General features: G+C 48.9%; 18 protein-coding genes. All 18 read right to left on the minus strand.

Annotated elements, in window-relative coordinates; genetic code table 11:
* Positions 1 to 2 precede the first annotated feature (2 nt).
* A complete protein-coding gene (truB, locus tag GIW82_RS04125) occupies positions 3 to 926 on the minus strand; it encodes a tRNA pseudouridine(55) synthase TruB (RefSeq protein ID WP_154748620.1) in 924 nt (307 codons plus the stop codon).
* Positions 927 to 999: 73 nt separating this feature from the next.
* Positions 1,000 to 1,353 (minus strand): 30S ribosome-binding factor RbfA, encoded by a 354-nt coding sequence (gene rbfA / locus GIW82_RS04130; protein WP_154748621.1) that lies wholly within the window; start codon positions 1,351 to 1,353, stop codon positions 1,000 to 1,002.
* 20 nt (positions 1,354 to 1,373) lie between these two features.
* Positions 1,374 to 1,652, minus strand: coding sequence for a DUF503 domain-containing protein (locus GIW82_RS04135; protein WP_154748622.1), 279 nt, complete (start codon positions 1,650 to 1,652; stop codon positions 1,374 to 1,376).
* Positions 1,649 to 3,958: a translation initiation factor IF-2 gene (infB, locus tag GIW82_RS04140; protein WP_154748623.1), complete on the minus strand. Its 2,310-nt coding sequence runs from the start codon at positions 3,956 to 3,958 to the stop codon at positions 1,649 to 1,651. Before infB ends, GIW82_RS04135 begins: the two co-directional genes overlap by 4 nt.
* Before the next feature lie 4 nt (positions 3,959 to 3,962).
* Positions 3,963 to 4,280 carry a YlxQ family RNA-binding protein gene (locus GIW82_RS04145; RefSeq protein WP_154748624.1) on the minus strand — a complete coding sequence of 106 codons (318 nt, stop codon included), beginning with the start codon at positions 4,278 to 4,280 and terminating at the stop codon, positions 3,963 to 3,965.
* Positions 4,277 to 4,558, minus strand: a complete 282-nt coding sequence (gene rnpM / locus GIW82_RS04150) for an RNase P modulator RnpM (RefSeq protein WP_370455995.1) — start codon at positions 4,556 to 4,558, stop codon at positions 4,277 to 4,279. The genes GIW82_RS04145 and rnpM overlap by 4 nt, the downstream gene beginning before the upstream one ends.
* Positions 4,559 to 4,578: 20 nt before the next feature.
* Positions 4,579 to 5,709 carry a transcription termination factor NusA gene (gene nusA / locus GIW82_RS04155; RefSeq protein ID WP_154748625.1) on the minus strand — a complete coding sequence of 377 codons (1,131 nt, stop codon included), beginning with the start codon at positions 5,707 to 5,709 and terminating at the stop codon, positions 4,579 to 4,581.
* 21 nt (positions 5,710 to 5,730) lie between these two features.
* A complete protein-coding gene (rimP, locus tag GIW82_RS04160) occupies positions 5,731 to 6,216 on the minus strand; it encodes a ribosome maturation factor RimP (RefSeq protein WP_154748626.1) in 486 nt (161 codons plus the stop codon).
* A gap of 124 nt (positions 6,217 to 6,340) precedes the next feature.
* Complete coding sequence (locus GIW82_RS04165) at positions 6,341 to 10,648, minus strand: PolC-type DNA polymerase III (protein ID WP_154748627.1); 4,308 nt, start codon at positions 10,646 to 10,648, stop codon at positions 6,341 to 6,343.
* An 83-nt stretch (positions 10,649 to 10,731) separates the two neighbouring features.
* Positions 10,732 to 12,435: a proline--tRNA ligase gene (locus tag GIW82_RS04170; RefSeq protein WP_154748628.1), complete on the minus strand. Its 1,704-nt coding sequence runs from the start codon at positions 12,433 to 12,435 to the stop codon at positions 10,732 to 10,734.
* Positions 12,436 to 12,510: 75 nt separating this feature from the next.
* Positions 12,511 to 13,770, minus strand: a complete 1,260-nt coding sequence (rseP, locus tag GIW82_RS04175; protein WP_154748629.1) for an RIP metalloprotease RseP — start codon at positions 13,768 to 13,770, stop codon at positions 12,511 to 12,513.
* Between the two features lie 41 nt (positions 13,771 to 13,811).
* A complete protein-coding gene (gene dxr / locus GIW82_RS04180; protein ID WP_154748630.1) occupies positions 13,812 to 14,957 on the minus strand; it encodes a 1-deoxy-D-xylulose-5-phosphate reductoisomerase in 1,146 nt (381 codons plus the stop codon).
* 16 nt (positions 14,958 to 14,973) lie between these two features.
* Positions 14,974 to 15,765 carry a phosphatidate cytidylyltransferase gene (locus tag GIW82_RS04185; RefSeq protein ID WP_154748631.1) on the minus strand — a complete coding sequence of 264 codons (792 nt, stop codon included), beginning with the start codon at positions 15,763 to 15,765 and terminating at the stop codon, positions 14,974 to 14,976.
* Positions 15,762 to 16,553 (minus strand): undecaprenyl pyrophosphate synthase, encoded by a 792-nt coding sequence (locus GIW82_RS04190; RefSeq protein ID WP_154748632.1) that lies wholly within the window; start codon positions 16,551 to 16,553, stop codon positions 15,762 to 15,764. The genes GIW82_RS04185 and GIW82_RS04190 overlap by 4 nt, the downstream gene beginning before the upstream one ends.
* A 200-nt stretch (positions 16,554 to 16,753) precedes the next feature.
* Complete coding sequence (gene frr, locus GIW82_RS04195; RefSeq protein ID WP_154748633.1) at positions 16,754 to 17,311, minus strand: ribosome recycling factor; 558 nt, start codon at positions 17,309 to 17,311, stop codon at positions 16,754 to 16,756.
* Positions 17,311 to 18,036, minus strand: a complete 726-nt coding sequence (pyrH, locus tag GIW82_RS04200; RefSeq protein ID WP_154748634.1) for a UMP kinase — start codon at positions 18,034 to 18,036, stop codon at positions 17,311 to 17,313. The genes frr and pyrH overlap by 1 nt, the downstream gene beginning before the upstream one ends.
* 77 nt (positions 18,037 to 18,113) lie before the next feature.
* Positions 18,114 to 19,001 carry a translation elongation factor Ts gene (gene tsf / locus GIW82_RS04205; RefSeq protein ID WP_154748635.1) on the minus strand — a complete coding sequence of 296 codons (888 nt, stop codon included), beginning with the start codon at positions 18,999 to 19,001 and terminating at the stop codon, positions 18,114 to 18,116.
* Between the two features lie 88 nt (positions 19,002 to 19,089).
* Positions 19,090 to 19,803 (minus strand): 30S ribosomal protein S2, encoded by a 714-nt coding sequence (gene rpsB, locus GIW82_RS04210; protein WP_154748636.1) that lies wholly within the window; start codon positions 19,801 to 19,803, stop codon positions 19,090 to 19,092.
* Positions 19,804 to 20,857 lie beyond the last annotated feature (1,054 nt).

The raw sequence follows: 20,857 nt of genomic DNA on the forward strand, positions 1-20,857 counted from the left end.
CCTCATTCAGTTTCAGGCAAGCCGAACATTTTCTCGGGTTTCATCTTGTCCTGTTTTTCTGGATGCTGTTTGTAGATTGCGAGCGGTTCCCCCTGCCACGTCAAGACGAGCAGCGGATGCTCTGCAAGCAGTGGATGCATCGGCAATACTTGGCCGTTCTTCACTGCGAACAGATCTGCCTCTTCAAGTGCCGTCGTGGCGAAATCGCTCAAGGCATCCTTCAATGGCTTCAAAGCAGCATCAATAGTTCCATTTTGCGCAAGTTCTTCCGCTTCGGCAAGTGTTACGCAATCTTCCCGCAAAAAACTTCCGGAAGCAGTACGCGTCAGCTTTGACATATGCGCAGGGTAGCCGAGTGCTTCCCCGATTTGCACTGCCAGCGTGCGAATATAAGTTCCTTTGCCACAAACGATGCGGAGCGGGAATGTGATTCGCTGTCCTGTCCATTGCGTGCTGTCGTCGAGGAGCTCGATGGAGTCAATTCGGACAATTCGTTTCGGACGTTCGACCGTCTGCCCTTTACGCGCATATTCGTATAGCTTCCGGCCGTTCACTTTCACTGCTGAATACATCGGTGGAATCTGAGTGATCTCGCCGGTCAGTTTTTCAAATATTGCGATGAGCTGTTCACGCGTCACCTGTTTTTCACTGTTGTCTTCTTCGACTGTCTCGCCCGTCGCATCTTCCGTTTCGGTTGAATATCCGATTGTCACTTCCGCTTCGTACGTCTTCCCTTGATCCGTGACGTACTCCGCCACTTTCGTTGCTCTGCCGATACAAAGTGGTAAGATGCCGTCCACTTCCGGGTCAAGCGTGCCGGTATGCCCGACTTTTTTCGTCTTCAAGATTCTGCGCGCTCGGATGACGCAATCGTGCGAAGTCATCCCTTTTTCTTTCCATAAAGGCAAGATGCCGTTCAATGCCATTCTCCCTCACTCCCATCCCTCTATTTCGTGGCAGAAAAAAAGCCTGCTGTTCGAAAACACAGCAGGCTAAATATTATTGATTGTCGTTCGGTTCTTTAATATCACGAAGAAGCGATTCGATCCGGTTCCCGTAAGCCACTGACGTATCGAATTCAAATGATAGTTCAGGGGTTTTCCGCAGACGAATCCGCTGTCCGATTTCAGAACGGATAAACCCTTTTGATTTGGACAAGCCAAGTAATGTCTCTTCCTTCGCTTTGTCGTCACCAAGCACAGAAATGTAAATGGTCGCTTGCTGAAGATCTCCGGTCACATCAACATCTGTGACGGTTACAAAACCGATCCGGGGATCTTTCAGTTTACGGCTGATGATCTCGCCTAGCTCTTTTTTCATTTGCTCTGCTACACGGTTTGCGCGCATTGTCATGCTCTATTCACCTCGTCATTTTACAAATATTCTTTTTGGATATCCAGGCATTCCCATGATGGATTGCTTTCCAGGAAACGGAGCACATGCGCCATTTCCCGGTCCGCGGCATCCCCGGATGAGGAGATTGTAACGAATGCAAGGCGCGTCCGTTGCCAGACGTCCTGATGGTCGATTTCCGCCGCAGAAACATTGAATTTCTGCTTCGTCCGTGTCATCATGCTCCTCACGACTGCCCGCTTGTCTTTCAAGGACGTTGCGGACGGGATGAAAAACTCACATTCCATCAATACAATCATTTCCGTTCGATTTCCACCATGATGTATGCTTCGATGATATCAAGTTCTTTAATATCGTTGAAGTTCTTGATGGTAATCCCGCACTCGTAACCTTGTGCGACTTCTTTCGCATCGTCCTTGAAGCGCTTCAGCGTATCAAGTTCGCCTTCGAAGACGACGATGCCTTCACGAATGACACGGACGCTGCTATCACGTGTAATCTTGCCGTCGATGACATAGCTTCCTGCAATCGTACCGACTTTGGAAACTTTGAATGTGCTGCGGACTTCTGCTTGTCCGATCACTTTTTCTTCGTATTCCGGATCCAGCATGCCTTTCATCGCCGATTCGATCTCTTCGATGACGTTATAGATGATGCGGTGCATACGGATGTCCACGCCTTCCGCTTCAGCTGCACGCTTCGCGTTGACGTCCGGACGTACGTTGAATCCGATGACGATCGCATTCGATGCTGCTGCCAAGGAAATATCCGACTCCGTAATTGCGCCAGCGCCTGTGTGAATGATTTTCACGTTGACGCCTTCGACATCGATTTTCATAAGAGAGGCTGCCATTGCTTCAACTGCCCCTTGAACGTCAGCTTTGACGATCAAGTTCAATTCTTTCATTTCGCCTTCTTTTAGGTGGTCGAACAAGTTATCAAGCGTGACACGGTTCTTCTCAGCACGTTGCTCTTGAAGAGCTGACGTGAAGCGTGTTTCCCCGATGCTGCGTGCCGTTTTCTCGTCTTCGAAGACTACAAAACGATCGCCTGCCTGTGGTACTTCACTTAGTCCAGTGATTTCTACTGGAGTTGAAGGTGCCGCTTCTTTCACTCGGCGTCCAATATCAGATACCATCGCGCGGACACGCCCGAATGTATTCCCGACAACGATCGGATCCCCGATGCGAAGTGTTCCGTCCTGAACAAGCAGTGATGCGACTGGGCCGCGTCCTTTGTCCAATTCAGCTTCAATTACTGTACCGACAGCACGGCGAGCTGGAACTGCAGTCAATTCGCCGACTTCAGATACAAGCAGGATCATTTCGAGCAATGAATCGATGCCGTCACCAGTCAATGCTGAAAGTGGTACGAAGATTGTGTCTCCGCCCCAAGCTTCCGGTACGAGGCCGTGTTCCGTCAACTCTTGCATGACACGGTCTTGGTTCGCTGCTGGTTTGTCGATTTTGTTCACTGCGATGATAATCGGCACTTCTGCTGCTTTCGCGTGGTTGATCGCTTCCACTGTTTGTGGCATAACGCCGTCATCCGCTGCAACAACGATGATCGCTATATCCGTCACTTTTGCACCACGTGCACGCATTGTCGTGAACGCTGCGTGTCCAGGTGTATCAAGGAATGTAATTTTCTTGCCTTGTTCTTCCACTTGGTAAGCCCCGATATGCTGCGTGATACCACCAGCTTCACCTGCAGTTACTTTCGTGTGACGGATCGAGTCAAGAAGTGTCGTTTTCCCGTGGTCAACGTGACCCATGATTGTTACGACTGGAGGACGCTCAGATTTCTCTGTCTCGCCTTCGACATCCGTCTCGAAATAAATTTCGAGGTCAGATTTGTCGACAAGGATTTCCTCTTCGACTTCTACTTCATATTCCGCACAAACAAGTTCGATTGCGTCTTTGTCCAGCTCTTGGTTGATGGTCGCCATGACACCAAGCATGAACAATTTCTTGATGATTTCAGATGGCTCGCGGCCTAATTTCTTCGCCAGCTCACCAACTGTCAATGATTCTGTAAACGTAATTTTAGCCGGTAGCTCTTTTTCACGTTTTGGCATTGGTGGCATCGGATTCGGGTTTTGTCGCTGTTGCCCTTTGCCTTTCCGGTTCCGGTTCTGTCCTGGACGACCTGAGTTGTTACGGCTCGGGCGCTGACCTGGGCCTAATGTCGGCTTAGCAGCTTTCGGCGTGAAGTTCGATCCTCTCGCTGGCTGCTGATTGCCAGCAGACGTCCGTTTTTGTCCGCCTTGTGTGCTTTGTGGACGTTGAGCGTTTTGCCCTTGTGGACGGCTCTGTCCTTGGCCTTGCGGGCGGCTTTGCCCTTGCCCCTGTGGACGGCCTTGGCCTTGTGGGCGGTTTTGTGGACGGTTCTGTCCTTGTCCCTGCGGACGGCTTTGCCCTTGAGATGCCGGACGTTTGTCCGTTGCTGGTTTCTTGTAGACCTTATCCAATTTTGAAACAGCAGCATCCTCCAAAGTCGCCATATGGTTGGAAACTTCCACGTTCATTTTAGCTAGTTCGTTGATGATCTCTTTGCTCGGTTTGTTCACTTTTTTTGCGTATTCATGCACTCGAATTTTGGTCATCTGCTCACCCCCGGTTATTTTCGTCGAGCAGGCTCACCATCTTCTTTGCAAATCCTGAGTCATTGATTGCAATAACGACGCGCTGCTCTTTGCCAATCGCGTGACCAAGTTCAGCACGGTTGCTGAACTCGCGAAGATTGACCTTATATGTTTTACATTTATCCTGCATTTTTTTCTTGGTGTTTTGCGAGGCGTCTTCGGCAATAAAGACGAGACGCGCCTGGCCATTCCGGACATCGCTCAAAACGAGCTCTTCACCTGAAATGATTTTTCGTGCTCTTGCTGCCAATCCAAGTAATTGCAGGATTTTTTTGTCGTTCATTTACTCAACTGCTCTCTTTTGACGAGTCGTAGCAATTCATCGTAGATGCTGTCAGGCACTTGTGCTTCCAATTGCTTGTCCAACACTTTACGTTTCTTCGCCAGATCAATCGCCTCTTCGGTTTTCGACACGTAAGCACCACGCCCGGACTTCTTGCCTGTCGGATCGACGGTCACTTCGCCTTCCTTCGAACGGACGACGCGTGTCATTTCTTTCTTAGGATACATCTCCCCTGTAGCTACACATTTCCGCAACGGAATTTTCTTTTGTAGTGCCACTGGACATCACCTATTCTTTCTTAGTTTTCCTCACTGTAGAAGTCGAAATCCTCTAGGTCTTCTTCAGATGATTCTTCGTAAATGACAGTTGCGTTTTCATTTGGATAGATTCCAAGTTCACGTGCATCCGTCTCGCTCTTGATATCGATTTTCCAGCCGGTCAATTTCGCTGCAAGGCGCGCGTTTTGTCCACGCTTACCGATTGCAAGTGAAAGTTGGTAATCCGGTACAACGACAGTCGTCGATTTTTCTTCCTCGTTCACTTGAACGTCCAGCACCTTGGAAGGGCTAAGTGCATTCGCTACGAAGATCGTCGGTTCTTCCGACCATTCCACGATGTCGATCTTCTCGCCGCTCAGTTCATCGACGATCGTTTGGACACGTGCGCCTTTAGGACCTACACATGATCCGACCGGATCGATGTCTTCACGCGTTGTATGAACCGAGATTTTCGAACGGTCTCCCGCTTCACGTGCGATTGATTTGATTTCGATGATGCCGTCGAAAATCTCCGGCACTTCATTTTCAAATAGACGGCGCAGTAAACCTGGGTGTGTACGTGATACGAAAACTTGCGGTCCGCGTGTCGTGCGCTCCACTTTCGTGATGTACACTTTGATCCGGTCATGCGGTTTGTACGATTCGTTCGGCATCTGCTCCGTCTGCGGTAGGACCGCTTCGACTTTGCCGAGGCCGACGTATAGGTTACGTGCATCCGTCCGTTCAACGATTCCGTTGACGATATCATCGGCACGGTCTACGTATTCCTCGAAGATCAAGCCACGTTCTGCTTCACGCACACGCTGCGTCACGACTTGTTTCGCGGTTTGCGCTGCAATGCGTCCGAAGTCGCGTGGTGTGACTTCTTCCTCGACAACATCTCCCAGTTCATAGACAGGATTGACCGCTTTTGCGTCTTCCAGTGAAATGTGAAGTCGTTCGTCTTCGACTTCTTCCACTACATCTTTACGGGAATAGACCAGCATCGTTCCGTTATCGATGTTCAAATCGACGCGGACGTTCTGCGCTTGGTTGAAGTTACGTTTGTAAGCTGTCACCAAAGCCGCTTCAATCGCTTCGATCAGGACATCACGTGAAATCCCTTTTTGTTTTTCCAATGCATCCAATGCATCCAGCAATTCGTTACCCATTTCAATTCACTCCCAGCTTATTCAATCAAGTTTGGCGGAAAAGTCGATTGCCAGACGGATGACAGCAATTTTGCTGCGTTCGATGGCGATTGTTTTCCTGCGTGTCTTGATTTTGATTTCAATTGTCACTTGCTCGTCATCATATGCGTTTAAATAGCCTTCGAATTCCTTCTCGTCTTCGATCGGCTCATACGTTTTGATGTAGATGAAGCTTCCAAGCGCTTTTTCAAAGTCTTTTTCTTTCTTCAAAGGACGTTCCGCTCCCGGAGATGAAACTTCCAGGAAGTAGTTCTGCTCGATCGGATCGTTCTTATCCAGTACTTCACTCAATTTTTCGCTGACGACTGCGCACGAATCGATATCGATCGGTGCCTCCGGATTGTCGACATAGACCCGCAAAAACCAGTTGCGGCCTTCTTTGACAAACTCGATGTCCACTAGTTCCAAATTCAGTTCTTCCATGATCGGTAGTACCATTTGCTCTACTTGTTCTGTAATTTTGCTCATTTATGCCTCCCGCTTGAATTGTGCCATAACAACAGAAAAGAGCGGGAGAACCCACTCTTCTGCGACAGAGCTATCAGTAAATGTTACTTCTATATTACCACAACCCACTACACGGTGCAACAAACTAGAAGAGCGACAGCTGGTTGGCATCCGGCAGTCCTTCGAGACAGCCGTGATCATCCATGTACTCGATGATGGTCTTCGATACCCGACCACGCTGCTGCAGATCTTCTTTGGATAGGAAAACCCCATCCTTACGTGCAGCAACGATTGCTTTCGCCGCGTTCGTCCCAAGTCCAGGAATGGCGTTGAACGGTGGGATCAGCGTATCGCCTTCGATGATGAATTCCGCTGCTTCCGATTTGTATAAGTCCACTTTCTGGAATGACAGTCCGCGTTCGCACATCTCAAGCGCCAGCTCCATGACCGTCATCAAGTTTTTCTCCTTGGTCGATGCTTCCAACCCTTTGGAATTGATTTCCTTGATAAGTGAACGGAGTGACTGAGACCCTTTCGCCATTGCATTGACGTCGAAGTCTTCCGCACGCACTGTGAAGTACGCTGCGTAATATAACGCCGGGAAATGCACTTTGAAGTAGGCGATGCGCACAGCCATCAAGACGTATGCCGAGGCGTGGGCTTTCGGGAACATGTACTTGATCTTTTTACATGATTCGATGTACCAGTTCGGTACTCCCTTCTCTTTCATCGCCGCTTCGAATTCAGGCGTCAGCCCTTTCCCTTTACGTACCGACTCCATGATCTTGAAGGCCAAAGATGATTCGAGCCCTTGGTAGATCAAGTAGACCATGATGTCATCCCGACAGCCGATGACGTCGGATAGCTGGCACGTGCCGTTATGGATCAGTTCTTGGGCATTGCCGAGCCAGACGTCTGTTCCGTGTGACAGTCCGGAGATCTGGACAAGCTCGGAGAATGTCGTCGGCTTCGTATCTTCCAGCATTTGCCGGACGAAGCGCGTCCCGAATTCCGGAATGCCGAGTGTACCGGTCTTACAGCCGATCTGTTCTTCCGTAACGCCGAGCGATTCGACGCCGGAGAAAATCTTCATTACTTCCGGGTCATCCGTCGGAATGGTCTTCGGATCGATACCGGAGAGATCCTGGAGCATCCGGATCACAGTCGGGTCATCGTGTCCGAGTATATCCAGCTTCAATAAGTTGTCGTGGATGGAGTGGAAGTCGAAATGCGTCGTCTTCCATTCGGAGTCCTGCGCATCCGCCGGGAACTGAATCGGCGAGAAATCGTAAATGTCCATGTAATCCGGCACTACGATGATTCCTCCCGGGTGTTGCCCGGTGCTCCGCTTCACGCCCGTACATCCTTGCACGAGACGATCCACTTCCGCTCCGCGCAGTGTCATGTCCCGGTCTCCTGCGTAACCTTTCACATAACCGTAAGCCGTCTTCTCTGCAACCGTTCCGATAGTTCCGGCACGGAATACATTGTCTTCCCCGAACAGTTCTTTCGTGTAATTATGTGCGCGCGGCTGGTAATCGCCGCTGAAATTCAAATCGATGTCGGGAACCTTGTCTCCCTTGAATCCGAGGAAAGTTTCGAACGGGATGTCCTGTCCTTCCTTCTGGTAAGGGATGTCGCAGTCCGGACAGTTTTTGTCAGCTAAGTCAAACCCAGAGCTGACGGAACCGTCATCGAAGAACTCGGACTTCTTGCACGAGCGGCAAATGTAATGCGGCGCCAGCGGGTTCACTTCGGTGATCTCTGTCAGTGTTGCGACAAGAGACGAACCGACCGAGCCACGGGAGCCGACAAGATAGCCGTCGTCGAGCGATTTTTTCACGAGTTTATGCGAAATCAAGTAAATGACCGCGAAACCGTGGCCGATAATCGATTTCAATTCTTTCTCGATACGCGCTTCGACAATTTCAGGAAGGGGAGTACCGTAGATGCTTTCTGCCATCGTATAGCTGAGCTCGCGGACTTCTTCATCCGCTCCTTCGATTTTCGGCGTATACAGATCGTCTTTGATCGGTTTGACGTCTTCGATCATGTCCGCCACTTTCAACGAGTTCGTGACGACAAGTTCGTGCGCTGTCTCTTCCCCTAGAAATTCGAATGCATCGAGCATTTCGTTTGTCGTCCGGAAATGGACTTTCGGCAGCTTCGTCCGGTTGAGCGGGTTCGCCCCGCCTTGCGAGCCAATAAGCACTTGGCGGAAAATCGCGTCGTTCTCATCCAAGTAATGGACATTCCCGGTCGCGACAAGCGGAATATCTAGCTTCCGGCTCACTTTGACAAGTTTCCGGATGATGTCTTCCAAGTTCCATTCGTCACGCACCAATTCACGTTCGATCAAGTGGGAGTAGACCTCTTTCGGATGTACTTCCAAGTAGTCGTAAAACTTCGCGACTTCTTCTACTTCCTCGATGGACTTTTGCATGACCGCTTCGAATACTTCGCCTTTATCACATGCCGAGCCGATGATCAGCCCCTTCCGGTGACGTTCTAAAACTGAACGTGGGATCCGCGGCACGCGGTAAAAATAATTGATATGCGAAATCGAGACGAGCTTGAACAAGTTCTTCAAGCCTTCGTCGTTCTGTGCGAGTAACGTGACGTGCGTCGGGCGTGCGCGTTTATATGCGTCGCCGACTCCGACATAGTCGTTCAGCTCGTCGTGGTAAAGGATCCCTTCATCATCAGCTTCTTTAAGTAGATGCGTCAACAAATAAGCTGTCGCTTCCGTATCGTAGATCGCGCGGTGATGCTGGGTCAGTTCAATCCCGAATTTCTTCGCCAGCGTATTGAGTCGGTGGCTTTTCAGTTCTGGATGAAGCATCCGTGCAAGTTCCAGCGTATCGATTGTGGCATGTTTCATCGTGATGCCGAGCTTCTTATAGGCAACATACAAGAAGCCCATATCGAACGAAGCGTTATGCGCGACCATGATGTGGTCGCCTGCCCATTCATGGTATTCCCGGATGACGTCTTCCACTTCCGGCGCATTTTTGACCATGTCATCGGTAATGCCGGTCAATTCGATCGTCGTCGCGGATAGCGGATGGTGCGGATTCGCAAACCGCTCGAACTTGTCGATAATATTGCCACCTTTGATTTTCACGGCTGCAAGCTCGATGATGCGGTCATACGCTGCAGACAGACCCGTCGTTTCGATATCGAACACGACATACGTTTCGTCCGTCAAAAGCGCATGGCGTTCTTCGTATGCAATCGGGACACCGTCATCGACGAGATTCGCTTCGAGGCCGAAAATGACTTTGATGTTGTGTTTCTTTCCTGCCGCATAGGCATCCGGAAACGCCTGGACGCCGGCATGGTCAGTGATGGCAATCGCTGGATGCCCCCACTTCGCCGCCTGGCCAACCAATGAATCGATGGAAGATACTGCATCCATCTGGCTCATCGGGGAGTGCAAGTGCAGCTCCGCCCGTTTTTCCTTCGCCGTATCCTGGCGCAAGGTCGGCTTGATTTCGATTATGTCCTGCCCCATCATGACAAGGTCGCGGACGAATGTATCCATTTGGATCGATCCTCGCGCTTTCAGCCAGACGCCTTTTTTTAGCGCGGCCATACGTTCCGCATCTTCTTTATCACGCGAGAACATTTTCACGAGAATGGAGTCGGTGTAGTCCGTTATCTTAACGGTTAGGAGAGAACGCCCACTGCGCAGCTCACGAACTTCCACATCGAAGACGTACCCTTCGATCGCTACGCGGCGCTCTTCATCGACAATCGCCTGGATCTCCGTAATCTCCTGATCCGGCTTGATCGCGATACCCATTTGGAATGGTCCTGAAGGGACGCCTTGGTCTTTCCGCTCCGTCTCCCGTTTCTTCATATCGGAGAGCGCGCGCTGTGCGAGCGCTTCTTCTTCCGCTTTCCGTTCTTCCAGAAACGCTTCATGCGCCGCTTGCTGGGAGCCTTCTGTGAACTGGAAATCAACTGCAAGACGCGGGAAGCCGAGCTGTTCGTAAACATCTGCGATCCGGTCGCTATATTTGGATTTCAATGCCATCATTTCATGCTGGTGACCACATTGCAGGATTAATTTGTTTCCTTGCCACTCGGGTTGCTGAGACAAGCAGCACTCACGGAGCGGTGGTGCCATATCTGATAGCTCTTCGATAACGAATCGCCAATAATCAGTGACTTGCTGACGGTCAAGCTCTGTCTGGTCTGTTTCGATCGTCAACTGAACCGTTGCGATCGCTGAGAACGCAGTATTCAATTTACTGCGTAACCTCACAAATAATTCAAAAGGAAGCACCGCTTGCATCTTCATCAGGAAGCGCCAGGTACGGTCTTTCTTATGGACCGTCATCCTTGTCAGTTCGGCATCTTGGAAATATGCCACCTCGGCGTCATCCGTCAAATCCAGGTGCTGAAGCAATAGTTTAAAACGCATTTTTGGATCTTGCTGGTTTATCATAACAATCTCCTTCACATCGAATTTCCAGAAAAAAGAAGGAAAGTACGATTGTACTTTCCTCCCCATCATATCAGATTCAGTCGTTAAATCTTAAAGAATTGCTGGAGGTGATCCAATAATTCCTCACGCTTCCATTCGAATGTTTCACCTGTGCTTCGAACTTTCACTTCAAGAATGCCTTCTGCAGCGCGTTTGCCGATCGTGATGCGGATCGGAAGACCGATCAGATCAGAATCTGCAAATTTTACGCCAGCCCGCTCGTTGCGGTCATCCAGCAATACTTCATAACGGTAAGATTTCAATAGTTTATACAAGTCTTCCCCAAGTTCACGCTGTGCCTCGTCCTTCATGTTGACCGGTACAAGGTGGATATCGTATGGTGTGATGACATTCGGCCAGATGAAGCCTTTACCGTCCTGGAACTCTTCAGCAACCGCTGCAAGTACGCGCGATACGCCGATGCCGTAACAGCCCATAATATATGGCTTCGCTTTCCCTTGATCGTTCAGGAAGGTCCCGTCCATTGCTTCACTATAACGTGTGCCCAGTTTGAAGATGTGACCGACTTCGATACCTTTTGCAAAAACGATCGTGCCGTTGCCGTCCGGTGATGGGTCTCCTTCTTGGACAAAACGGAGATCCTCATAAGAATCAACAGCGAAATCTTCTTCAGGTGTCACATTGATCCAGTGCATGCCAGCTTCATTCGCACCAGCAATGCCGTTTACGATTGTCTTGATCGCATTGTCTGCAATCACGCGGATGCCTTCTGGAAGTTTCACTGGACCGATTGAACCGACCTCACAAGAAAGAAGTGCTTCCACTTGTTCCGGTGTCGCCATTTCAATCACTTTCGCACCAGTCACGCGCTTCACTTTGATGTCGTTGATTTCGTGGTCACCTCTTGCAAGGATCATCACCAATTCTTCGTCAGCAGAGAAGATAAGTGTCTTGATGCACTGATCAGCAGTCGTTCCGAAGAATTCAGCAACTTGTGCAATCGTCTTTTGATCCGGCGTTTCTTTCTTCTCCATCTCTTTCACTGCTTCGTCGGGACGGTTGTAATCGATGTTCACTTCTGCCATCTCGATATTTGCAGCGTAAGAAGAGCTGTCCGAATATGCGACCGTATCCTCACCGATATCAGACAGGACCATAAACTCGTGGTTGTCCGTTCCGCCGATTGCCCCTGAGTCTGCAAGAACTGCACGGAAGTTCAATCCAAGGCGTGTGAAGATGTTCTTATAAGCCTGCATCATTTGGTCGTAAGTTTCGTCAAGACTTTCCGTTGTTGCATGGAAAGAATAAGCGTCTTTCATCAAGAACTCACGACCGCGAAGCAAACCGAAGCGTGGGCGCTTCTCGTCGCGGAATTTCGATTGGATCTGGAATAGGTTCAATGGTAATTTTTTGTACGACTTGACTTCATCGCGCAATAGACTTGTGATTACTTCTTCGTGCGTTGGCCCAAGAGCAAACTCACGGCCGTTCCGGTCTGTCATGCGCATCAATTCCGCTCCGTAAGAATACCAGCGGTCCGATTCCTGCCAAAGCTCAGCTTGTTGCAGAGCTGGCATCGCGATTTCCACACTGCCTGCCTCTTCCATTTCCTCACGTACAATTGCTTCTACTTTTTGAAGCACTTTTTTGCCAAGTGGCAAGTAAGAATAAATTCCGCTCGTGTTCTGGCGGATGAATCCCGCACGCAGCAAAAGCTGGTGGGATTTGACTTCTGCATCTGCAGGAGTCTCCCGTAATGTCGGGATGAATGTGGCCGATTGCTTCATAGTCATTACACCTCTGTCAAAAGTTTAATTTTATCGAACTTGATCCAATACCTTTGTTTACTGCGCCATCCTTCGTCAAAAGAAGAAGCGCTGAATATCATTCCAGGTGACGACCACCATGAGTAAGAGTAGCAGCATAATCCCGACGAAATGGACCATCCCTTCTTTCTGCTTGTCGACCGGCTTGCCCCGTACCGCTTCAAAGAGCAGGAACATCAGGCGTCCACCGTCAAGTGCCGGCAGTGGCAGCAAATTCATGATGCCCAGATTGATCGATAGCATCGCTCCCCAGCTCATCAATACGAAAATTCCATATTGCGCGACTTCCTCTGTCGTCTTATAAATGCCGACCGGTCCGGATAATGCATCAATCGTCAGCTGTCCAGTAAACAGCATTCCAAGGAGACGGAAAATCTCCTTGAACCAGAAGACGGTCTGTTCAGCCCCATAAACGAAGGAGCCGAAGAAATCACGTTCTACCGGGCTCTGGTAAAGGACACCGATGACACCTGTCTCCTCTGCTGCACCTTCTGCAAGCTCAGGCGTGATGTTCAGCGACATCGCTTCTCCGTCACGTTCAATGTCGAATGCCAAGTCATTTCCTGCATTCACTTGTACGATGTCGACAAGCTCATCCCAAGAAGTGACCGGTTGGCCGTCAATCTGCTTGATCAAGTCATTGTCTTGCAACCCTGCTTCAGCTGCACGGCCATCTTCCACAACTTCCGTGATGTACGGTTCGTTCGTCGGAATGCCTTGCAACATCCCGAGTGATACGAAAATCAAGAATGCCAGAATGAAGTTAAAGAGTGGCCCTGCAAACATCGTCATGAAACGATGCCCGACACTTTTCGAATCAAACTGGCGATCGTACGGCGCAAGAATCGTTTCTTGGCCATTCTCTTCGACCACTGCGTCCCGCTTGACTTCAATGCGGACCATCTGTTCCTCTTCATCATATCCTCGAATGAACAGTTCTTTTTCAAGATCCGCTTCCTCTACTTCAAGCAGTAGAATGTCCGGGTACATTTTCTTTTGGTTCATGACAATTCTCTTTGCTTTGCCTTCTTTATTCAAAAGCACACCGATACGGTGACCGGCCTGGATTTGGACTGTGTCGAAATCCTCGCCCGCCATTCGGACGTAACCGCCGATCGGCAATAGACGCACCGTATAAAGTGTTTCTCCCTTGTTCAAGCTCAAAATCTTAGGGCCCATCCCGATCGCGAATTCACGGACGAGAATGCCGGCACGTTTTGCAAACAGGAAGTGGCCTAGTTCATGAAAGAATACAAGGGCGCCGAATATGATAATAAACGCTAAAACGGTTTCCATTTCAATCCATCTCCATATGCCTGATAGGCTTTAGTCTGTCGTTATTTTAGCATGTCTTTGACGGATTTTCTCGTTTCAGCATCTGTGTGCAGGATGGTCTCGAGATCCGGCTGATGAATGAGGGCATGTTCGTGCATCGCCCGTTCGATCAACTCTTCGATTTGTAGGAAGCTGATCTGTCCATCCAGGAACATCGCTACCGCCTGCTCGTTTGCTGCATTCAATACCGTTGTCATCGTCCCTGCAGCGCGGCCGGCATCAAATGCCAGTTGCAGTGCACGGAAACGCACGAAGTCCATCGGCTGAAAATGCAGCTTGCCGATCTCAGCCAAGTTCAGCCGTTTGGCCTCCGCTCGCGGGAAGCGATCTGGATACGTCAATGCGTATTGGATCGGGACACGCATATCCGGTGTGCCAAGCTGTGCCATGACGCTCGTGTCTTGGAATTCGACCATCGAGTGGATGATGCTCTCACGGTGCAAGAGCACTTCGATGTCATCATAATCAAAGTCGAACAGGACGTGTGCTTCGATTACTTCGAGTCCTTTGTTAACCATGGTCGCAGAGTCGATTGTGATCTTCGCGCCCATCGACCAGTTCGGGTGGGCAAGTGCTTCTTGCACCGTAACACCTTCCAGCTCTTTGCGAGTACGGTCACGGAAACTACCGCCTGACGCTGTCAAAATCAATTTACTTGCTTGTTCGCGCTTTTCACCATTCAATGCCTGGTACAGCGCTGAGTGCTCACTGTCGACTGGCAAAATGACTGCGCCGTATGTTCTGGCGTGTTCCATGACGAGGTGTCCCGCCGTGACAAGTGTTTCCTTGTTGGCAATTGCAATCGTCCGACCGAGCTTGATGGCCTCGAGCGTCGGCTGGAGACCGACACTTCCAATGACCGAGTTCAAAAGCACGTCCGCTTCATATGTAGCAATCTCGATGAGTCCTTTTTCACCGTGTAGGACAGTGAGTCGCGGGAACTGTCGCGAAAGCGCCAAGGCATCCGGCTCTTGTTGTACGCAGACAATCTCTGGCTGAAATTCATTGATTAATTCCACTGTTTTCCCGATATTCCGTCCAGCAGAAAAACCCGTCAGCTGAAACGCTTCCGGGTGCTCTCTTACAATATCCGCAGTCTGCAGACCGATTGAACCGGTCGCTCCGAGCAAAATAATTTTCTTAGTCATTCAGTTGCTTCCTCTCTCAAATGAAATGTAAAAAATGAAGCAGCGGCATGACGAACAGAATACTATCGAACCGATCAAGCATCCCGCCATGCCCTGGCAAGATCGTCCCGGAATCCTTGACGTTGAAATGGCGTTTCAATGCTGATTCTACCAAATCACCCATCTGTCCGAAAATAGAGGCGAGGATCGTCACAAGGACCAACAGAATGATCGGTTTTTCCAAATCTACGAAGTAGTTGAAGATCAGTGCAACCGCAATCGCCCAGACAATCCCACCCAGGAATCCTTCCACTGTCTTGTTCGGAGAGATTTCCGGCCATAGCTTGCGCTTCCCAATCTTCCGGCCAGTGAAATATGCGCCCGAATCCGTGCTCCAGACAACAAGAAGTGCGTACACAAGGAACGCCAAGTGCACATCGCGCGTTTCGATCAAATACAAAAAACCGATCCCGATATATAGAACACCGAGAATGGCAAATGCAGCGTCATCAAAAGTAAAGCTATTCTTAACGACGACTGTATGGATCAATAATAGAATGACTGCCATGAATGCAAATTCAACTTTCATATACCCCGTGATTTCGAACACTTTCGCTGCCCATTCTGCAGGCATCATGAAGGCAAAGAGAGCCGCTAGGGAAATAAGACCAGGGATGCTCCACAAGGTCCTCCCTTTCATTTTCAACAATTCTTGCAAGGCGATAGTCGCCACTGCATAGATGAGCAAAGTGAAAGCTGCGCCGCCGATAAGGACGAAAGGCATGAATAATGCGAATGCGACGAGCCCTGTAATGATTCGCTGCTTCAAACTTCTTCTTCCCCTTTCAATCCTCCAAAGCGGCGGTTTCTTTTTTGGTAATCTTCGATTGCCTCGACAAGTGTCAACTCATCAAAGTCCGGCCACAAGGTTTCTGTGAACCACAATTCAGTATAAGCAAGCTGCCAAAGCATGAAGTTACTCAAGCGCACTTCACCACTCGTACGAATCAACAGATCCGGCTCCGGTAATTTGCTCGTCAACAAACGGTCCGCAATATCCGACTCCGTAATGTCTTCGGGATTCAATTGTCCAGCTGCAGCCTGTTCCGCAATCACCTTTACTGCATCGACGATCTCTGAACGGCTTCCGTAATTCAACGCGAAGTTCAAGATCAGTCCTGTATTGTCCTTTGTTGCTTCTTTCGCTTTCCGAATCGCTTCAAGCGTATGTTGCGGCAAATTCTCATGATATCCCATCATCTCGACACGGACGTTCTCTTCGATGAGTTCAGGTAAGAACGTCGATAGGAATTCCTCTGGAAGACGCATCAAGAAATCCACTTCAAGTTTCGGTCGTTTCCAGTTCTCAGTCGAAAAAGCATATAGGGTCATGACATCAACGCCGAGATGGCTTGCTAACCGTGTAATCTTGCGGACAGTTTTCATTCCTTCATGATGTCCTGCAATCCTTGGAAGTGAACGTTTCTTCGCCCATCTGCCGTTGCCGTCCATGATGATGGCAATATGCGAAGGTGGCCCTTCTTTGCAAATTACGGATTTTCGTTCTTCAAGTCCCAGAACTGCTTCTGGTGCTCGTCTCAATATTTTATTAAACATAGTTTTCCTCCACTTATAACAAATCAGCATGTCTATTGCTTATCATATCAAAAAACGGCATCCTGTGCGCTGTCATTCACATGGAAAGCCATTTTTTGCCGAAAAAATCCTATTCCTACAACCTTGCTCTTCTTGTATGGAAGGGATGCAATAGAAAAACGCCCTGTTCAACAGGACGCTCCAGCTCAGTAGAAGTTCGCTTACACTTCCAAGATTTCTTTCTCTTTCTCTTTTGCGATGTCATCGATGCGTGTGATGTTGCTGTCCGTCAGCTTCTGGATATCGTCCGTGTAGCCGCGCAGATCATCTTCTGTGATTTCGCTCTTCTTCTCTAATTTCTTCAGTTCATCGTTGCCATCGCGTCGAACGTTACGGATTGCGACTTTCGCTTCTTCAGCAACTTTCTTAACTTCTTTGACAAGATCTTTCCGGCGCTCTTCCGTCAAAGCAGGAATAGCGATACGGATAACAGATCCATCGTTCGTCGGGCTTAGGCCAAGATCCGACTTCATGATTGCTTTCTCGATATCTCCAAGTACAGACTTATCGTATGGTTGAATCATGAGAAGACGCGCTTCAGGAACCGAGATGCCTGCCACTTGATTGACCGGTGTCGGTGCTCCGTAGTAATCGACTGTCAGACGGTCCAGGATTGATGGGTTTGCACGTCCTGCACGGATAGTTGCTAATTCACGGCTGTACGACTGAATCGCACCTTCCATTTTTGAAGTTGTTTCACTGATAATCGTTTTCGGCATTATAAAGTCCTCCTCACTACTGTCCCGATTTTTTCACCTTGGACAGCTCGTTTGATATTTCCATTTTCCATGATCGAGAAGACGACCAATGGAATGTCGTTATCCATGCACAGTGTGGATGCAGTTGAATCCATCACTTGCAAACCTTGTTGAATGACATCGAAATAAGAAAGTTCGTCGTATTTCAAAGCGTTCGTATCAGTTTTTGGATCAGCAGAATAGACGCCATCTACATTATTTTTGCCCATCAGGATCACGTCGGCCTCAATCTCGGCAGCGCGCAGTGCAGCGGTTGTATCTGTCGAGAAATAAGGATTCCCTGTTCCTGCAGCAAAAATGACCACCCGTTTCTTCTCAAGATGACGGATTGCTCTTCTGCGGATATACGGCTCAGCAACTTGACGCATCTCGATGGAAGAAAGCACGCGTGTCTCAACGCCCTGCTGCTCCAATGAATCCTGGAGCGCCAAAGAGTTCATGACCGTCGCAAGCATTCCCATGTAATCGGCAGTTGCACGGTCCATACCCATTTCCGATCCAATCTTGCCGCGCCAAATGTTTCCACCGCCGACAACGACTGCTACTTCCACACCCAGCTCTACGACTTCTTTCACTTGGCTTGCGACAGATTTGATGATTTCCGGGGACAGGCCGAAACCTTTCTCTCCTGCCATCGCTTCTCCGCTCAATTTTAATACAATACGCTTATATTGCTGAACACTCATCGGAACCCTCCATTGACCTTTTATTGAAAAATAGGGAACACTGGATTGTGTTCCCCGGCATTACATATGATTCGATCTTAGTTATCTTTGTTAACTTGGCTCATAACTTCTTCCGCAAAGTTATCTTCGCGTTTTTCGATGCCTTCGCCTACTTCATAACGGACGAATCCTTTAACAGCTCCGCCAGTGGATGCTACGAAATCACGTACTTTTTGGTCAGAGTTTTTAACGAATGCTTGGTCAAGCAAGCAAACATCTTCGAAATATTTGCCAAGGCGGCCTTCAACCATTTTCGCAACGATTTTCTCAGGTTTGCCTTCGTTCAATGCTTGTTCCGTCAAGATTTTGCGCTCGTGCTCTACTTCGTCAGCAGAAACTTCGTCACGTGAAACATAAGTCGGGTTGATTGCCGCTACGTGCATTGCGATGTCGCGTGCAGCTTGCTCGTCTGTAGTACCTTCCAGGTGTACAAGAACCCCGATGCGCCCGCCCATATGCAAGTATGGACCGAAAGCGTCGTTGTCTGATTTTGTCATGATTTCGAAACGGCGAAGTGTAATTTTCTCCCCGATTTTCGCGATTGCGTTAGAGATGTGATCTGCTACAACCAAACCGTTAGACATTGTAGAAGCTGTTGCTTCTTCAATCGTTGCCGGTTTTGTTGAAAGAAGGTGCTCGCCCAATTCTTTCACCAATGTTTGGAAGCCTTCGTTTTTCGCTACGAAATCAGTTTCAGCGTTCACTTCATAGATGATTGCTTCGTTTCCTTCAACGACAACTGAAGTGATTCCTTCTGCTGCAATGCGGTCCGCTTTTTTAGACGCGCTTGAAAGGCCTTTTTCACGCAGGAAGTCGACTGCTGCTTCAATGTCCCCGTCTGTCTGAACAAGTGCTTTTTTACAATCCATCATACCCGCACCTGTTTTTTCACGCAATTCTTTTACCATTTGTGCTGTAACTGCCATGATTAAATTCCTCCTTGTAAGTAGGTCTCTTTTCTCAAAAAAAGGTGATAAGAGGGGTTGGCCGCTTATCACCTGTCATGCTTGTAGATTACTCAGCAGATTCAGCTGCTACTTCTTCTTCTTCCGGTTTTGACTCAAGCAAAGCATCAGCCATTTTACCAGTCAATAGTTTAACTGCACGGATTGCATCGTCGTTTGCAGGAATCACATAGTCGATTTCGTCCGGATCACAGTTTGTATCTACAATACCAACGATTGGAATGTTCAATTTCATTGCTTCCGCAACTGCGATACGCTCTTTACGTGGGTCAACGACGAACATTACGTCCGGTAGACCGTTCATGTCACGGATACCGCCCAAGAATTTAGTCAAGCGTTCGTGTTCTTTGTTCAATTGAACAACTTCTTTTTTAGGAAGGACTTCGAAAGTGCCGTCTTCTTCCATGCGCTCGATCTGTTTCATGCGGTTCACACGTTTTTGGATCGTGCCGAAGTTTGTCAATGTTCCACCCAACCAACGTTGGTTGATGTAGTAGTTGCCAGAACGTTCTGCTTCTTCTTTGATTGCATCTTGTGCTTGTTTTTTCGTACCAACGAAAAGGACTTTGCCGCCTTCTTCGCCGACTTGGCGCATGAAGTTGTATGCTTCCTCTAGTTTACGTACTGTTTTTTGTAGGTCGATGATGTAGATGCCGTTACGCTCCACGAAAATATATTTTTTCATTTTCGGGTTCCAGCGGCGTGTCTGGTGACCGAAGTGAACACCAGCTTCAAGCAATTGTTTCATAGAAATTACTGACATGTTTTTTCCTCCTGATAGGTTAATTTTTCCCTCCGCATTATTCCTTTCTGCACCGTTACCTCATAGAGGCACCTACAGCGCAGATCCAAATGCGTGTGTATTTAACACCATTTGAAATTATACCACGGGCCACTGTGGTTCTGCAACTGGTTTCTCTTTATTGTTGGAAAAGGGATGATTGGGTGTCGCATAGGAATCCGCTTCGAGGCTTCGGACAGGGCTCCCGGGATAAGCTGAGCTCAGAAACGCTTATCTTATCCATCCGCCCAGTCCAAGCCAGCCATTTCGCTGAGTGTGTGGGAGAAATAGTGGTGAGGTGAAATTTTGTTTCATTCTATTGTTGGCGTTGTGATAAATGGTGGGGCGGCTGACTGCGTAGGCCGCTGGGATTCTAATTTGGTGGGCGAAGAATATATGGGGAGCTTTTCATCATCGAGCAATACTTAGTTAGCATCACATTGATCCTAGAAATTGACGAGATAGGACTGCATACTCATAAGGTGCGAGAAGCGGAATCGACCTGCTCATTATTAAGTGCAAAAACTGCGAGTCGCGACTAACTCCAGGATGAGTATGCCAGCTGAACTTGCCCGCTAACACCGGACACCTTCTAGTAGGAAGCGACAAAGGCATCCTATGCAGGGATCATCCCAATCACTGAAATTCTATATAAACCACAATTCTCGAACGAGCTGAGCCGGAATGGAAGAGTGAACGTGCCGGAGTATTAGAGTGAATCCGAGACCCCACAGGTTGCGCAAGCAACCGAGGAGGCTCGGGTTTGCTCCTCCAGCACGTGAAACTCTGGAATGCAGGTCAGCTGATCTCTAGTTCACCCCACACGAAACACCAGCTCAGTTATGCTCGACCACACCTGAACTCGCCCACATAATACCCGACACCTTCTAGTAGGAAGCGACGAAGGCACCGTATGCTGGGATCATACCACTCCCTGAAATCCTATGAAACTCTTATTATCAAACGAGCTGAGCCGGAATGGAAGATCGAGCGTGCCGGAGGAGCAGTGAAGGAGCACAGCGAATGAGCGACTCTT

Origin of the sequence: Planomicrobium sp. YIM 101495 (genome assembly GCF_009707665.1) — a bacterium.
Lineage (GTDB): Bacteria > Bacillota > Bacilli > Bacillales_A > Planococcaceae > Planococcus.

What these genes read in the sequence shown, in the direction of transcription:
- truB (WP_154748620.1), bottom strand. Translation starts at nt 926, where the DNA reads ATGGCATTGAACGGCATCTTGCCTTTATGGAAAGAAAAAGGGATGACT.
- rbfA (WP_154748621.1), bottom strand. Translation starts at nt 1,353, where the DNA reads ATGACAATGCGCGCAAACCGTGTAGCAGAGCAAATGAAAAAAGAGCTA.
- GIW82_RS04135 (WP_154748622.1), bottom strand. Translation starts at nt 1,652, where the DNA reads ATGATTGTATTGATGGAATGTGAGTTTTTCATCCCGTCCGCAACGTCC.
- infB (WP_154748623.1), bottom strand. Translation starts at nt 3,958, where the DNA reads ATGACCAAAATTCGAGTGCATGAATACGCAAAAAAAGTGAACAAACCG.
- GIW82_RS04145 (WP_154748624.1), bottom strand. Translation starts at nt 4,280, where the DNA reads ATGAACGACAAAAAAATCCTGCAATTACTTGGATTGGCAGCAAGAGCA.
- nusA (WP_154748625.1), bottom strand. Translation starts at nt 5,709, where the DNA reads ATGGGTAACGAATTGCTGGATGCATTGGATGCATTGGAAAAACAAAAA.
- rimP (WP_154748626.1), bottom strand. Translation starts at nt 6,216, where the DNA reads ATGAGCAAAATTACAGAACAAGTAGAGCAAATGGTACTACCGATCATG.
- GIW82_RS04165 (WP_154748627.1), bottom strand. Translation starts at nt 10,648, where the DNA reads ATGATAAACCAGCAAGATCCAAAAATGCGTTTTAAACTATTGCTTCAG.
- GIW82_RS04170 (WP_154748628.1), bottom strand. Translation starts at nt 12,435, where the DNA reads ATGAAGCAATCGGCCACATTCATCCCGACATTACGGGAGACTCCTGCA.
- rseP (WP_154748629.1), bottom strand. Translation starts at nt 13,770, where the DNA reads ATGGAAACCGTTTTAGCGTTTATTATCATATTCGGCGCCCTTGTATTC.
- dxr (WP_154748630.1), bottom strand. Translation starts at nt 14,957, where the DNA reads ATGACTAAGAAAATTATTTTGCTCGGAGCGACCGGTTCAATCGGTCTG.
- GIW82_RS04190 (WP_154748632.1), bottom strand. Translation starts at nt 16,553, where the DNA reads ATGTTTAATAAAATATTGAGACGAGCACCAGAAGCAGTTCTGGGACTT.
- frr (WP_154748633.1), bottom strand. Translation starts at nt 17,311, where the DNA reads ATGCCGAAAACGATTATCAGTGAAACAACTTCAAAAATGGAAGGTGCG.
- pyrH (WP_154748634.1), bottom strand. Translation starts at nt 18,036, where the DNA reads ATGAGTGTTCAGCAATATAAGCGTATTGTATTAAAATTGAGCGGAGAA.
- tsf (WP_154748635.1), bottom strand. Translation starts at nt 19,001, where the DNA reads ATGGCAGTTACAGCACAAATGGTAAAAGAATTGCGTGAAAAAACAGGT.
- rpsB (WP_154748636.1), bottom strand. Translation starts at nt 19,803, where the DNA reads ATGTCAGTAATTTCTATGAAACAATTGCTTGAAGCTGGTGTTCACTTC.